Genomic DNA, 13,192 nt, shown 5'->3' on the forward strand with positions numbered 1-13,192 from the left:
GAGCGGCGCGTCCAGCCAGAGCGGGGTCTCGTAGTCGGCGAGCGCGACGGCGACGGCGCCGGCCACCGGCGACAGCGGCGCCGGCGCCTCGGCCAGCCCGTCGACCGGCTGCAGGGTGCCGGGCCGGGCCAGGGCGTTCATCACGGCGCGGAAGGTCTGCTGGGCGCCGTGGACGGGATCGGCGAAGGCGCGGGCGAGGGCCATCAATTGTCTCCGCGGACCATGGTGAAGAAGTCGACGCGGGTGGCGGCGGCGCGCTCGCGCTTCACGGTGGCCTCGGCGGCGATGCGGTCGCGCACCGGGCGCAGCAGGGCCTCGACGGCGTCGCGGGTGGCGGGCGCCTGCCACAGGGCGTCGGCAAGGGCGGCGAGGCGCGCCTTGTCCTTGTCGCGGCCGAGCACGTGGCCGAATCCGATGGTCCCGTCCGGCAGCGCGACGGCGGCGCGGGTGACCGTGGCCTCGCCGAGATTGAAGGGCGCTCCGTCGCCGCCGACGCGGCCCCGCACCATGACCAGGCCGATCTCGGGGGCGCGCAGGACACGCACGGCGTCGCCGGCCAGGGCGTCGAGGCCCGCGAGCTCGGCAATGGTCGCGCGGGAAACCGCCGCCATGATAGCCTTGCGGGCGGTCTCAGAGGAATCGGGCACGTTGGCAATCGCTGTCATGATTTGTATATTGATCTATACAATTACGGTTTTATGACAGTTGGCGCGGCCCGGCAAGTGTGAAATTGACGGAGGCGGCGCACGAGGGGTGGGCGGTTCCGCATATCGGTCGCGGGCCGTGACAGGCGAATGACGGGAGAGGGCATGCTGGCGAGGGGCAGGGGGGTCACGGTCTGGCGGCAGATCGCCGAGGTGATCGAGGCGGAGATTGCCGGCGGCGGACTCGTGCCGGGGACGCGGCTGCCGACCGAGGCGGCGCTGACCGAACGCTTCGGCGTCAACCGCCATACGGTGCGGCAGGCGATCAAATCCCTGGTCGACAAGGGCCTGATCCGCGTCACGCAGGGCTCGGGTACCTATGTGGAGGCCAAGCCCCTGACCTATCCGATCAGCACGCGCACGCGCTTCTCGGAGATCGTGGTTGGCCAGGCGCGCGATCCCGCCGGCCGGCTGCTCGGCCATAGCCAGGCAGGTGCGAGCCTGGAGATCGCCGAGGCGCTGGACCTCTCGCCGGAGGATCCGGTGGTGATGGTCGAGAGCGCGCATTTCGCCGACGGGGTGCCGATCTCCTGGGCGGTCACTGCCTTTCCGCTGCCGCGCTTCGCCGAGGTCCCCGGCGTCTATGCCGCGACCGGATCGATCACCGCCGCGCTCGCCGCCTGCGGCGTGAGCGATTACCGGCGGGCCTCCACCAAGGTCGGCGCGGCCGTCGCCGATGCGACCGATTCGGCCCGGCTGGAAATCGCCGAGGGCCGGCCGGTGCTGGTCATCGACAGCATCAATGTCGATCCCGACGGAGTGCCGATCCAGTGGGCGCGGTCGCATTTCTGCGCCGACCGCGTGCGGCTGACGGTCGGCGGCTAGAGCCGGCTCAGGGCGCGGCGCGCTCGCCGATCAGGGCGAAGCGCAGCCGCGTCGAGACCTGGTCGATGATGGCGACCGTCACCAGGATCATCAGGATCAGCGCCGAGACATGCTGGTATTCCAGCACGCGGATCTGCTCGGCGAGATGCAGGCCGATGCCGCCGGCACCGACAATGCCGATGATGGTGGCCGAGCGCGTGTTGCTCTCGAAGAAGTAGAGAACCTGGCTGCCGAAGATCGGCAGGACCTGCGGCAGGATGCCGAAGCGGATGCCATGCAGCTTGCCGCCGCCGGAGGAGGCGATGCCTTCCGAAGCCTTGCGGTCGGCGGCCTCGATGGCCTCGGAGAAGAGCTTGGAGAACAACCCGAAATTGGAGCAGAGCAGGGCGAGGACGCCGGCGAAGGGGCCAAGACCGACGACGCCCACCCAGATCAGCGCCCAGATCAGTTCGTCGACGCCGCGGATCGTGTCGACGATGCGGCGCGACAGGAAATGGATGACGACATTGGGAACGATGTTCTTCGCCACGAGGAACCCGACCGGCAGCGCGAGAATGGCCGCCGTGAAGGTGCCGAGGAAGGCGATGGCCACGGTCTCGGCGAGCGCGTGGAGATAGACGAAGAATTTCGCCCAGGTGCCGGTGGAGGGCGGCAGCATGAACCAGAGGAAATGGCCGAGCTTGCCGATGCCGGAGACGAGGCGGGCGGGATCGAAGTCGAGGACGACGAGGCCATAGCCGAAGAGCCCGACCAGCAGGGCGATGATCAGTCCGGCGCGGATCCGCCGCGCCGGTGAGGGATGGAAAATGGCGGGATGGCGCTGCATGAGGCCGTCGCGGTCGGCGCGGGCGGCACTGCGCAGCGGATGTTCGGCGGCGGGCATGGTCATGAGCGTTGATCCAGGCCGATAAGGCGATGACGCAGCCACTCGGTGGCGAGATCGATGATCATGACCGTCGCGATGATCAGCACGAGAATGGCCGAGACGTCGGAATAGTAGAACTTGCGGATGGCCTCGACGAGATCCTGGCCGATGCCGCCGGCGCCGACGAAACCCATCACCGCGGCGCCGCGCACATTGACCTCGAAGCGCAGCAGCGCATAGCTCGCATAGTTCGACAGGACCTGCGGCACCACGGCGAAGCGCATGCATTCGCTCCAGGTGGCGCCGGTGGCGGTCAGGCCGTCCACCGGCTTCATGTCGATGTTCTCGGCGACCTCGGCGAACTGCTTGCCGAGGGCGCCGAAGGTATGCAGGGCGATGGCGAGGACGCCGGGCACCGGGCCGAGGCCGAAGGCGACGACGAAGATCAGTGCGAAGACGATTTCCGGCACGGTGCGGAAGAATTCGAGCCAGCGCTTGGCCAGGAAACCGATGGTGGAATTGGGCGTCAGGTTCCGGGCGGACAGGAAGGAGAAGGCAAAACCGCCGATGGCGCCGATCAGCGTGCCGACATAGGCGATGAGCAGCGTCTCCCAGAGGAGCTTCATCCACTTGTCGAAGCCCCACATCCATTCGACGACGTCGAAGAGAACGAAGCGGCCGGCGGCGGCCCCCTGTTCGAGGGTGAAGATGCGGCCGATATAATCAGTGAACCGCCACAGGTTGGTGAAGAAGGTCGTGGGACGGACCTCCGCGACGATCCCGGCGATGATGTAGGCGAGGATGAAGAGCGCGAGGCCGATATAGAGCTGGCGCCGCTTGGCGGCGACCGCCTCGGCATAGGCGCCGGCCAGGGCCGAGAGCTGGTGATCGGGCAGGCGGGGAACGGCGGTGGACATCGGGTCCTTCTCAGCTCCGCCGGCGGCGCGTCTGGTCGATGAAGCGCGCAAGATCGATCATCACCTGGTACTCCTCGGGCTTCACGGAAACATAAGGGGTGGCATTGCCATTGCTGATGCGCAGGAAGGCCTCGCGGTCGGCTGGCGCGGCGTCGATAGAAGCGCGGCGGACGGTGTCGCGAGCCGGCACGCGACCATGGCACTGATGTCCTGAACGGGCGCGGAACGATGAATGAGGCTCCCGCATGACGGCGGGAGCCTCTGATGATGCCGTCAGGAGCGGGCGCGGCGCATCTGGTCGACGAACTTCTGCAACTCGACGACGGGGATGTAGTCCTGATGCGTCACCTTCTGGAAGCCGCGATCCTTGCCGTCGGAGAGACGGTCGAAGGCGGCCTTGTCCTTCTGCGGGGCCTCGAGGAAGGCCTTCAGGATGGCGGCTTTGGCGTCAGCCGGCAGCGCGGTCAGCCAGGCATAGGGCGACCCGGCGATCAGCTCGGACTTGAAGATGATCTTGAAGTCCTCGAACTTGACCATGCCCTTGTTGACCATGCGCGAGAAATTCGAGTCCTGCTCGGAATTCCACCAGTTGAAGGCGGCGTCGCAGGTGCCCTGGGCGACGGCCGTGATCGCATTCTCGTGGCTGCCGGCATAGACGACCCGGGAGAAATGCTGGTCAGGATTGGGAATGCCCATGCGGCTCATGGCATAGCGCGGCACGTTGTTGCCCGAGGTCGAATTGGGGTCGACGAGGCAGAGGTTCTTGCCCTTCAGGTCCTGGATCGAGGTGGCCGGATTGTTGGCGCGCGTGTAGAGCACCGAAAAATAGCCGATGGAGCCGTCCGAGTTGATCGTCGTGACGAAAGGCTCGACAGCGCCGTTGGTGACAGTGTGGGCGCGCACATAGGACGAGGGGCCGTAATAGGCGAGATGGATCTGGCCGGAACGCTGGCCCTCGATCACCGCGGCATAGTCGTTGGCGATGCGCAGCGTGACCCTCACCCCGAGCTCCCGGGCGAGATAGGCGTTGAAAGGCGCCATACGCTCGGTGAGGCCCGACGCGTTCTCGGCCGGAACGACGGCGAAGACGAGTTCAGGAAAGCGCGTCTGCCAGGCGCCCTGGGCGGAAGCGGCGGCGGAGGCGAAGGGCAGGCCGGCAAGGCCGGCGACGATCGTACGGCGGTCGAGCATGGTGGTGGTCTCCGGGACCTCGGGTGAAAGGGCGGGCTGTCAGGCGAAGGCCGCCGCCGGCAGGGCCGGAGCGGGGGCGGGAACGGGCGTATGGCCGTCGAGGACATCGCCGGATTCGATGCCGTAGAGGTCGCGCGCGACCTCGTCGGTGAGGGCTGCCGGGGGGCCGTCGAAGACGATCCGGCCCTGCGCCATGCCAACCAGGCGGTCGCAATAGGACTTGGCGAGGTCGAGGGAGTGCAGGTTGCAGATGACGGTGATGCCGTAGTGCCGGTTGATCCGCTGCAGCGCGTCCATGACGATGCGGGTGTTGCGTGGGTCGAGGGAGGCGATGGGCTCGTCGGCGAGGATGATATTGGGCTCCTGCACCAGGGCGCGGGCGATGGCGACGCGCTGCTGCTGGCCGCCCGAGAGGCTTTCGGCGCGCTGCGAAGCGAGGGAGGCGATGTCGAACTGCTCGAGGGCGGACAGGGCGATGGCCTTGTCCTCGGCGCTCCACAGCTTGAGCAGGGAGCGGGCCTGACCGACATGGTTCAGACGGCCCATGAGCACGTTGGTCAGCACGTCCAGGCGGCCGACCAGATTGAACTGCTGGAAGATCATGGCGCAGGACTGGCGCCAGTCGCGCAGGGCCTGGCCCTTGAGGTCGGTGACGTCCGTTCCGTCGCAGATGATCCGGCCGGCAGAGGGCTCCTGCAGGCGGTTGACCATTCGCAGCAGTGTCGACTTGCCGGCACCGGACCGGCCGATGACGCCGACGAAGGCGCCCCGGGCGACCTCGAGCGAGACATCGTCGACCGCCGTCTTCGCACCGAAGCGTCGCGATATCCTGTCGATCGTCAGCATGCACCAGCCCTCGTCGCGCATAGGCATTCGGCGAGGGGACCAGACCCCTGCCTTCCTGCGCTCTAGGGCAGCCCAATTACAGTCGTGTGACAGTCGTCATTCAAAAGCGACTCGCGGATATTGGCGGGGATACATGGCCGATGTCGCGAAACCGTCATCACGCCGTCATCTGCCGTGACCACGTGCGGCGGGCGCCGCATGAACCATCAGGATGCCGTTCCCATGAGCAAGCTGGGCCTCGAACCCGCGATCCACGCCACCGCCACCGTGCGCGACAGCCGCCTCGGCGCCTATACGGAGGTCGGCGCCCGGACGGTGATTTCCGAAACGGTGATGGGGGACTACTCCTACATCGTGCAGGACGGGCAGATCGACATGTCGACCATCGGCAAGTTCTGCTCCATCGCCTCCCATGTGCGGATCAACCCCGGCAACCACCCGATGGAGCGGGCGAGCCAGAGCCATTTCCTCTACCGGGCGTCGCGCTATTTCGACGGCGAGCCCGACGAGGCCGGGTTCTTCGACTGGCGGCGTTCCCATGCCGTGACAATCGGCCACGACGTCTGGATCGGCCATGGCGGTGTGGTGCTGGCGGGCAAGCATGTCGGCACCGGCGCCGTGGTCGCGGCGGGCGCCATCGTGACCAAGGATGTCGCGCCCTACACCGTCGTCGGCGGCAACCCGGCGCGGGTGATCAAGCGCCGCTTCACCGAGGCGGTTGCCGAAAGGCTGGAGGCCCTGGCCTGGTGGGACTGGGATCACGCCCGGCTGCGCCTCGCCCTGCCGGATTTCCGGACCCTGCCGGTGGAGGCGTTCCTGGAGCGGCATGGCGGCTGAGCCGGCGCGGGGGCGTCCGTCTCCTTACCGTCACGGGTGCGATGCAACATTGATCCATGTCGTCGCAGCGCCGGGGCCTTCGCGGCGACATGGCGCCGCCGGCCTTCCAGCGCCTTCGTCCGACGCCTAGAGTGTGGCCCCGGCCTCTGCCCCCTGCACCGACGGAGACCTTCCATGTCCCTCTATCGCCTCGACCGGCTTTTCGCGCCGCGCTCGGTCGCCGTGGTCGGGGCCACCGACCGGCCGCATTCGATGGGGCAGGCGCTGATGGCCAACATGGTCAGGGCGGGCTTTGCCGGTCAGCTGCTGCCCGTCAACCCGAAACACCGGACGGTGGCGGGCCGCGAGGCCTTCGCCTCGCTGTCCAGCCTGCCGGCCGTCCCCGATCTCGTGGTCATGGCGACGCCGGGCGCAACCATTCCCGCACTGGTCGAGGAGGCGGCGCGGCTCGGCGTGCCGGCGGCGGTGGTCATCTCGGCGCTCGACCGGCAGGGCTATGAGACGGCGACCGGGCGTCTCGATGCCGCCGTGCGCGGCAAGGGGATCCGGCTCGTCGGGCCCAATTGCTTCGGCGTCATCGCCCCGCATGGCGGGGTGGATGCGAGCTTCGCCTCGCGCCAGACGCGGCCGGGCTCGCTGGCGCTGGTGTCGCAGTCGGGCGCCATCGCGGCAGCCCTGCTCGAATGGGCGGAGGTGCGCCGCATCGGCTTTTCCGGCGTCGTGACGCTGGGCGACCAGCTCGACGTCGATATCGGCGACTGCCTCGACTATTTCGCCGCCGACTACCGCACGCGCGCGATCCTCGTCTATATTGAGGCGATCAAGGATGTGCGCAAGTTCATGGCCTCCGCGCGTGCGGCCGCGCGCTCGAAGCCGGTCATCGTGCTGAAGGCGGGCCGCAGCCTCGCGGCGGCGAGCGCGGCGAAGTCGCATACGGGCGCGCTCGCGGGCGCGGATGACGTCTATGCCGCCGCCTTCGCGCGCGCCGGCCTGGTGCGCGTCAACGATCTCGACGAGCTCATCGCCGCCGCCGAGACGCTGTCGCGCTATCCCTCCTTTGCCGGTGACCGGCTGGGCATCGTCACCAATGGCGGCGGGCTCGGCGTGCTGGCCGTCGACGCCCTGGTCGACCATGGCGGCCGGGTTGCCGCGCTGGCGGCGGCGACGAAGGCCAAGCTCGACGCCGCCATGCCGCCGACCTGGTCGGGCGGCAATCCCGTCGACATCATCGGCGATGCCGATGCCGCCCGTTATGCAGCGGCCATGGAAGCGGTCTTCGAGGACCGCGACATCGACGCCGTGCTGGTGATGAACTGCCCGACGGCGCTCTTGCCGAGCCTCGATGCAGCCCAGGCGGTGGCGACGGTGGTGACCGACCGCAGGAGTCGCGGCGGCCGCATGAAGCCGGTCTTCACCGTCTGGCTCGGCGACCAGGAGGCGGCCACCGACCTCTTCGCGAAGGCGGGACTGCCGAGCTACCCGACCGAATCGGAGGCGGTGCGCGGCTTCATGCACATGGTGCGCTACCGGCGCGGCCAGGATGCGCTGATGGAGACGCCGGAAAATGCCGCCATCGTCTCGCCGGAGGACCTCGCCACCCTGCGCGCCGAACTCGACGCGGCGGTCAAGGCCGAGAAGCGCTGGCTCGATCCGCTGCTCGTCGACCGCATCCTCACCGCCTACGGCATCCCGACCGTGCCGATCGCCGCCGCCGCGACGCCGCAGGAGGCCGTCGCCTTTGCCGCGCCCTTCCTCGCCGCCGGCCAGGCCATCGCGGTGAAGATCCTGTCGCCCGACATCACCCACAAATCCGATGTCGGCGGGGTCCGGCTCGGGCTCGCCAGCCGCGAGGCGGTGGAGGCGGCGGTCACCGAAATGCTGGCGCGGGTGGCCAAGGCGATGCCGCAGGCGCGCATCGACGGCGTCATGGTGCAGCCGATGGTCTATCGGCCCGGCGCCATCGAGCTCATTGCCGGCCTCGCCGACGATCCGACCTTCGGCTCGGTGATGCTGTTCGGCCGCGGCGGCAAGGCGGTGGAACTGATCAAGGACCGCGCGCTGGCGCTGCCGCCGCTGGACATGCGCATCGCCCGCGACATGATCGCCCGCACCCGGATCGCGAAGCAGATGGCCGGCTACCGCGACGTGCCGCCGGTGGACACGCCGAAGGTCGCGGAAATCCTGGTGCGGCTGTCGCAGCTCGCCGCCGACCTGCCGCAGGTCGCCGAGATCGACATCAACCCGCTGCTGGCGGATGCCGCGGGGATCCTGGCACTCGACGCCCGCATCGCCGTCGGCGCGCCCAAGGCCAGGGGCCTGGTGCGCGGCGGCCATCCGCGCTTCGCCATCCGTCCCTATCCGAAGGAATGGGAGCAGGACCTCGTCACCGACAGCGGCTTCGCCTGCAAGGTGCGCCCGGTCCGTCCCGAGGACGAGCAGCTGTTCCGCAGCTTCTTCGAGCGGGTCGACCCCGACGATATCCGCCAGCGCTTCTTCGCCCCGGTGAAGGAGTTCTCCCACGCCTTCATCGCCCGCCTGACCCAGATCGACTATGCCCGCTCGATGGTCCTGGTGGCCCTCGACCCGGCCGGCGGCGACATGCTGGGTGCCGTCCGTCTCCATGCCGACCCGGACAACGAGAATGCCGAATATGCCATCTTCGTGCGTTCCGACCAGCAGGGCCGCGGCCTCGGCCTGTCGCTGATGCAGCTCATCATCGCCTATGGCCGCCGGCAGGGCACCCGGCGCATCTATGGCCAGGTGCTGGCGGAGAATGTCCGGATGCTGGCCCTGGCCCGCGAGCTCGGCTTCCGGGTCGGCACCGATCCTGATGACCCCGCGCTGCAGAAGGTGGTGCTGGACCTGGGCGAGGCGGGATAGATTTCGGCGCAAGGCCAGGCGTCGCCTGGGTCGGGGCGGAAAGTTATCCCCAGCGTCACGCTGCATGGCAGGATTTCGGTCAGGTTGGGGAAATGCGCCGGGAGGCAAAGAGGCGGACCATCACGCGGCCTTGGGGCGTGTGTCGAGGAGTAAGCGACGTTCCCCGAAAGCCCGCTTAACCCAGGCTCGCCCGAACGGACGATATCGCGTTGATCAAGGGTCATGTAGATATTGATCTTAGATCAATGATCTGTTAACGATCTCCTGCTAACAGGAGGCGTCGAATGCCGAGCCAGAGCCCGCGTATTCTGGAGTTCGAGACAAACTGGATCCGGGCGTATGCGGAAACGTATATGCCCTCAGATGCGCCTTTCAGCTTCAGGCCGGCTCAGCTGCGAGCGACAGGGTTGTCGCTGGTGGACATTCGAAACGTTCTGCGCTCCGGCCTCGTTGTCTTCAGCGAGAAGCACGATGGCCCGGGAGCGAGATGGGTTGTGGAGGGACACGACGACGATGGCCGACGCATCAGAGTCTGGTTGGAAGTCGAGTCATCATTGGTTCGTGTCGAGCTCCGCAAAATTGAAGTAGTGGCATCGAAAGAGGACGACAGCGATGGCGCGGCGTGAAAAGCACCTGAATACGGGGATCGTCGAAAGGTACGACATCGATACCCTAGGCGCGCCCTTCAAGGTTTCGCTCATCAACAGTGTTGAGGTTAAGTTTGACCCAGCCACCGGTGAGGAAATTGTGGAAATCCCCGATCTGTGTGGGCTTATCAATGCGGTGGTCAGGACACGTGTAATGCACCCGCGGAAGCTTAACGGGGCAGAGTTGAAATTCGTCAGGAAGTCCTTGGACTTGAAGTCGAAGGATATCGCGCGCTTTTTGGATGTGTCACTGGAGCATTGGTCGCGCTGTGAATCGAACGCGAAGGTGCTTTCCGGTGCCAGCGAGAAGCTATTCCGCTTGTTTGCGTTCATGGCCTCCTATTTTAGGAAGCCCAACGATACGCTTATTGCGGTTATGAACCAGCAAGCTAGCAAGGGGATGGACAAGGAGGAGCGGACTAAGATGGAGAATGAATTCGCTAACTTCTTTATCCGGATGAAGATAGAGTCCGTTTTCTCCGCGGACGATGACCTGGAATTTTCGTTTGTGCGACAGGTTCGCTCTAACGACAATAAATCGCCTCTGGGGAAGGGATCTCCTAATAGTGACGGGTGGAGCCCAAATCAAAAAGCAGCCTAAGCTTTTTGGCCGTCATTTCCGGGGTTGAATTTGTCCAGTCCACCCAATCCGGGTGGGCTGGGCTTTATTGTTGCGGTGCAGCCTCGCATCGTTGGTCGCTCTCCGGGGGCGTGGCATTGAGCGTGCAGAGGTTGCACTCTTTTACCCTCCGGTTCCCTTGCATCGGCGCAAGCCCGGCTTGGGCGCCGGCTGCTTGTCCCGGCGGGTCGATGGGAGGAGGTTTCATCCCACACCGTGTCCCCCGAAGAGGAGCCTCCCATGACCACCGCCGCCATCGCCGTCGTCGACAACCCCGAGGCGCAGCAGTTCCAGGCCCGCGTCGACGGCCACCTTGCCTTTGCCGAATACCGGCTGATCAAGGGCGCGATCATGTTCACCCACACCGAGGTGCCCGAAGCCCTCGGTGGCCGCGGGATCGGCTCGGCGCTGATCCAGGCCGGGCTGAAGGCGGCGCGGGAGCGCGACCTCAAGGTCATGCCGGTCTGCCCGTTCTTCGCCGCCTGGTTCGGCAAGCATCCGGAGGATCGCGACCTCCTGCATCCCTCCTACAGGACGGCCCTCGGACTGTGATCGCCCGCGGGCCAAGACGGCTCTGCGGCTGCTTTGCCAACGGACGTTCCACCCTCTAGGCTTCCCGTGCGACCTGAGCGGGGGCCTGGCCATGGTCTACATCGCAGTATTCGGTGTCACCGCCATCCTGTTGTTGCAGGCGACTGGCATGATCCCTCTGGCCAGTGTGGGCGGGCCGCTCACGATCGGCGCAGTCATCCTGGGGATCATTCTGGCCGTGGGGATCCACGAGGCCTGGACCAGGCGGCGCGGTCCTTTCGGCTGGCTCGTCAACCTCCTCGTCGCGACGATTGGGGGCCTGTTGGGCGCCCAGCTCGGCGGCTTCGCCGCAGCCATGTCCCTTCCCTATACGGGTTCGCTGGCGGCCGCCGGTGGTGTCGTCTTCGCCGTCGCGCTGGTGGCCAGCGTCCTGTGCGCCATTGCCGGGGCATGGGCTGCCATCGAACTCGTCAATCGCTGGCGCCAGGTCCCGGGCCGCTGACGGCCTCGGCGCCGGGCATCGGCCGAAGGACTTCAGGCGGCTCGCGTTTCGTACCATTCCTTCGGCCGATGGCCGGGGGGAGCCGCCCGTGGCAGTGTCGCCGGCCCGGACACCCGTCGGAGAGCCACCATGCCCCGTCACGCGCCGTCGACCCGCCTCGCCACCCACGAGGTGACCAACCAGCCGCCGGATTTCGCCGGCCGCAATCTCTTCACCGCCGATCCGGTCCTGCGCCACTGGGCGCTGCGCGAGGGTGGCGCCTGGCTGGACGCGCCGCTGACCGCGCTCGGCGCCGCGGTCGGGTCGGAAGAGGTGCTGGCCTGGGGCGAGGAGGCGAACCGCCATCCGCCGGAGCTGACGGTGTTCGATCGTTATGGCCGGCGGGTCGACGAGGTGCGGTTCCATCCGAGCTACCACCGGCTCATGGAACTCGCCATGGATCACCGCATCCATGCCATTGCCTGGGCCGAGGAACGGCCCGGCAACCATGTCGCCCATGCGGCGCTGCTCGCCCTGTTCACCGAGGCCGAACAGGGCACGATGTGCCCGATCTCCATGACCTATGCCAGTGTGCCGGCGCTGCGCCACCAGCCCGACATCGCCGCCGCCTGGGTGCCGAAGATCGTCGGCGGCACCTATGACGCGCCGTTGCGCCCGATCGCCGAGAAGCGCGGCGTGACCATCGGCATGGCCATGACGGAGAAGCAGGGCGGCAGCGACGTGCGCGCCAACACGACGCGGGCCTGGCGCGACGGCGCGGACTTCCGCCTCACCGGCCACAAATGGTTCTGCTCGGCGCCGATGTGCGACGCTTTCCTGACCCTGGCGCAGACCGACAGGGGCCTGTCCTGCTTTCTGGTGCCGCGCATCACCCCCGACGGGGCGCGCAACAGCCTCCATGTCATGCGGCTGAAGGACAAGCTCGGCAACCGCTCCAACGCCTCCGCCGAGATCGAGTATCACGACACCCATGCCGTGCTGCTCGGCGAGGAGGGGCGGGGCGTCTCGACCATCATCGAGATGGTCCACCATACCCGCCTCGACACGATCGCCGGGACGGTCGGCATCATGGGCATGGCGCTGGCCCAGGCGCGCCATCATGTCGGCCACCGGCGGGCCTTCCAGAAGACGCTGATCGACCAGCCGGCCATGCGGGCGGTGGTGGCCGACCTGTTGCTGGACTACGAGGCGGCGGTGGCGCTGACGATGCGGGTGGCCCGGGCCTTTTCCGGCACGGGGGAGGGCGAGAAAGCCTTTGCCCGGCTGGCGGTGGCCGTGGCGAAATACTGGCTGACCAAGCGCAACCCGAATTTCGTCTACGAGTGCATGGAGTGCCATGGCGGCGCCGGCTATGTGGAGGAAAGCCCGTTGCCGCGGCTGTTCCGCGAGAGCCCGCTCAACGCCATCTGGGAGGGGTCGGGCAATGTCATCGCGCTGGACATCCTGCGGACGCTCGGCCGCGAGCCAGCGGCGCGCGAGGCCTTCGCGGCGGAGGTGACGGCAGCGCGCGGACAGAGCCCGATCCTCGACGCGGCGGTCGAGGAGCTGTTCGTGCTCCTGCGGCGGGTGCCGGGGGAAGCCGAGGCGCGGCGGGTGGCGGAGCGGATGGCGCTGGTGCTGCAGGCCGCGCTGCTGGTCCAGGGCGCGCCGGCGGCGGTGGCGGACGCCTTCATCGCCACACGGCTCGGCGGCGCGGGCGGTCGCAGTTTCGGGGTGCTGCCGGCGGGGGCCGACATGGATGCGATCCTCGCCCGCGGCCTGGCCTGAGGGATGCGGCGAAGCGGCAGCGCGCCCACAGTCCGCGCTGAGGCGATGGCCTAGACCATCG

15 protein-coding genes are annotated in these 13,192 nt (G+C 67.5%); 8 read left to right on the forward strand and 7 right to left on the reverse strand.

Annotated features, from left to right (window positions below; genetic code table 11):
* Both Q0C57_RS18900 and phnG read right to left on the reverse strand, forming a co-directional pair.
* Positions 1-204: phosphonate C-P lyase system protein PhnH (locus tag Q0C57_RS18900; RefSeq protein ID WP_296578812.1), on the reverse strand; the 204-nt coding region annotated here is incomplete at its 3' end.
* A complete protein-coding gene (phnG, locus tag Q0C57_RS18905) occupies positions 204-665 on the reverse strand; it encodes a phosphonate C-P lyase system protein PhnG (RefSeq protein WP_296578814.1) in 462 nt (153 codons plus the stop codon). The genes phnG and Q0C57_RS18900, both read right to left, overlap by 1 nt.
* A gap of 144 nt (positions 666-809) precedes the next feature.
* On the opposite strand from phnG, the gene phnF reads away from it, so the two are divergent.
* Entirely contained in the window at positions 810-1,529 is a 720-nt protein-coding gene (gene phnF / locus Q0C57_RS18910) for a phosphonate metabolism transcriptional regulator PhnF (RefSeq protein ID WP_296578816.1), read from the forward strand.
* Between the two features lie 7 nt (positions 1,530-1,536).
* Here the strand turns inward: phnF and phnE (Q0C57_RS18915) are convergent, their stop codons facing one another.
* The 5 genes from phnE (Q0C57_RS18915) to phnC are packed head-to-tail and all read right to left on the reverse strand — an operon-like array spanning position 1,537 to position 5,348.
* On the reverse strand, positions 1,537-2,355 hold the full coding sequence (phnE, locus tag Q0C57_RS18915) for a phosphonate ABC transporter, permease protein PhnE (RefSeq protein WP_296578918.1): 819 nt from the start codon (positions 2,353-2,355) through the stop codon (positions 1,537-1,539).
* A 59-nt stretch (positions 2,356-2,414) separates the two neighbouring features.
* Positions 2,415-3,311 (reverse strand): phosphonate ABC transporter, permease protein PhnE, encoded by an 897-nt coding sequence (gene phnE, locus Q0C57_RS18920; RefSeq protein ID WP_296578818.1) that lies wholly within the window; start codon positions 3,309-3,311, stop codon positions 2,415-2,417.
* 10 nt (positions 3,312-3,321) lie between these two features.
* Positions 3,322-3,558, reverse strand: a complete 237-nt coding sequence (locus tag Q0C57_RS18925) for a hypothetical protein (protein ID WP_296578821.1) — start codon at positions 3,556-3,558, stop codon at positions 3,322-3,324.
* A 26-nt stretch (positions 3,559-3,584) separates the two neighbouring features.
* Positions 3,585-4,502 (reverse strand): phosphonate ABC transporter substrate-binding protein, encoded by a 918-nt coding sequence (phnD, locus tag Q0C57_RS18930; protein ID WP_296578823.1) that lies wholly within the window; start codon positions 4,500-4,502, stop codon positions 3,585-3,587.
* Positions 4,503-4,541: 39 nt separating this feature from the next.
* Positions 4,542-5,348: a phosphonate ABC transporter ATP-binding protein gene (gene phnC, locus Q0C57_RS18935; protein WP_296578826.1), complete on the reverse strand. Its 807-nt coding sequence runs from the start codon at positions 5,346-5,348 to the stop codon at positions 4,542-4,544.
* Positions 5,349-5,570: 222 nt separating this feature from the next.
* Between phnC and Q0C57_RS18940 the strand changes: the two genes are divergently transcribed.
* The 7 genes from Q0C57_RS18940 to Q0C57_RS18970 all read left to right on the forward strand — a co-directional run bounded on the left by Q0C57_RS18940 (position 5,571) and on the right by Q0C57_RS18970 (position 13,131).
* A complete protein-coding gene (locus Q0C57_RS18940) occupies positions 5,571-6,185 on the forward strand; it encodes a chloramphenicol acetyltransferase (RefSeq protein ID WP_296578828.1) in 615 nt (204 codons plus the stop codon).
* A gap of 174 nt (positions 6,186-6,359) precedes the next feature.
* A complete protein-coding gene (locus Q0C57_RS18945) occupies positions 6,360-9,065 on the forward strand; it encodes a bifunctional acetate--CoA ligase family protein/GNAT family N-acetyltransferase (RefSeq protein ID WP_296578830.1) in 2,706 nt (901 codons plus the stop codon).
* 284 nt (positions 9,066-9,349) lie between these two features.
* Positions 9,350-9,691, forward strand: a complete 342-nt coding sequence (locus tag Q0C57_RS18950) for a DUF4258 domain-containing protein (RefSeq protein WP_296578832.1) — start codon at positions 9,350-9,352, stop codon at positions 9,689-9,691.
* Positions 9,678-10,313: a hypothetical protein gene (locus tag Q0C57_RS18955; protein WP_296578835.1), complete on the forward strand. Its 636-nt coding sequence runs from the start codon at positions 9,678-9,680 to the stop codon at positions 10,311-10,313. The genes Q0C57_RS18950 and Q0C57_RS18955 overlap by 14 nt, the downstream gene beginning before the upstream one ends.
* Before the next feature lie 258 nt (positions 10,314-10,571).
* Positions 10,572-10,883, forward strand: coding sequence for a GNAT family N-acetyltransferase (locus tag Q0C57_RS18960; RefSeq protein ID WP_296578836.1), 312 nt, complete (start codon positions 10,572-10,574; stop codon positions 10,881-10,883).
* A gap of 91 nt (positions 10,884-10,974) precedes the next feature.
* Positions 10,975-11,364, forward strand: coding sequence for a hypothetical protein (locus tag Q0C57_RS18965; RefSeq protein ID WP_296578840.1), 390 nt, complete (start codon positions 10,975-10,977; stop codon positions 11,362-11,364).
* A 129-nt stretch (positions 11,365-11,493) separates the two neighbouring features.
* Positions 11,494-13,131, forward strand: coding sequence for an acyl-CoA dehydrogenase family protein (locus Q0C57_RS18970; RefSeq protein WP_296578846.1), 1,638 nt, complete (start codon positions 11,494-11,496; stop codon positions 13,129-13,131).
* Positions 13,132-13,192: the final 61 nt, after the last annotated feature.

The sequence above is a fragment of the Phreatobacter sp. genome (genome assembly GCF_022843985.1).
GTDB lineage: Bacteria > Pseudomonadota > Alphaproteobacteria > Rhizobiales > Phreatobacteraceae > Phreatobacter.

Bases quoted from the DNA above. Each gene is read 5' to 3' on its own strand.
- phnG (WP_296578814.1), bottom strand. From the start codon at position 665: ATGACAGCGATTGCCAACGTGCCCGATTCCTCTGAGACCGCCCGCAAG.
- phnF (WP_296578816.1), top strand. From the start codon at position 810: ATGCTGGCGAGGGGCAGGGGGGTCACGGTCTGGCGGCAGATCGCCGAG.
- phnE (WP_296578918.1), bottom strand. From the start codon at position 2,355: ATGCAGCGCCATCCCGCCATTTTCCATCCCTCACCGGCGCGGCGGATC.
- phnE (WP_296578818.1), bottom strand. From the start codon at position 3,311: ATGTCCACCGCCGTTCCCCGCCTGCCCGATCACCAGCTCTCGGCCCTG.
- Q0C57_RS18925 (WP_296578821.1), bottom strand. From the start codon at position 3,558: ATGCGGGAGCCTCATTCATCGTTCCGCGCCCGTTCAGGACATCAGTGC.
- phnD (WP_296578823.1), bottom strand. From the start codon at position 4,502: ATGCTCGACCGCCGTACGATCGTCGCCGGCCTTGCCGGCCTGCCCTTC.
- phnC (WP_296578826.1), bottom strand. From the start codon at position 5,348: ATGCTGACGATCGACAGGATATCGCGACGCTTCGGTGCGAAGACGGCG.
- Q0C57_RS18940 (WP_296578828.1), top strand. From the start codon at position 5,571: ATGAGCAAGCTGGGCCTCGAACCCGCGATCCACGCCACCGCCACCGTG.
- Q0C57_RS18945 (WP_296578830.1), top strand. From the start codon at position 6,360: ATGTCCCTCTATCGCCTCGACCGGCTTTTCGCGCCGCGCTCGGTCGCC.
- Q0C57_RS18950 (WP_296578832.1), top strand. From the start codon at position 9,350: ATGCCGAGCCAGAGCCCGCGTATTCTGGAGTTCGAGACAAACTGGATC.
- Q0C57_RS18955 (WP_296578835.1), top strand. From the start codon at position 9,678: ATGGCGCGGCGTGAAAAGCACCTGAATACGGGGATCGTCGAAAGGTAC.
- Q0C57_RS18960 (WP_296578836.1), top strand. From the start codon at position 10,572: ATGACCACCGCCGCCATCGCCGTCGTCGACAACCCCGAGGCGCAGCAG.
- Q0C57_RS18965 (WP_296578840.1), top strand. From the start codon at position 10,975: ATGGTCTACATCGCAGTATTCGGTGTCACCGCCATCCTGTTGTTGCAG.
- Q0C57_RS18970 (WP_296578846.1), top strand. From the start codon at position 11,494: ATGCCCCGTCACGCGCCGTCGACCCGCCTCGCCACCCACGAGGTGACC.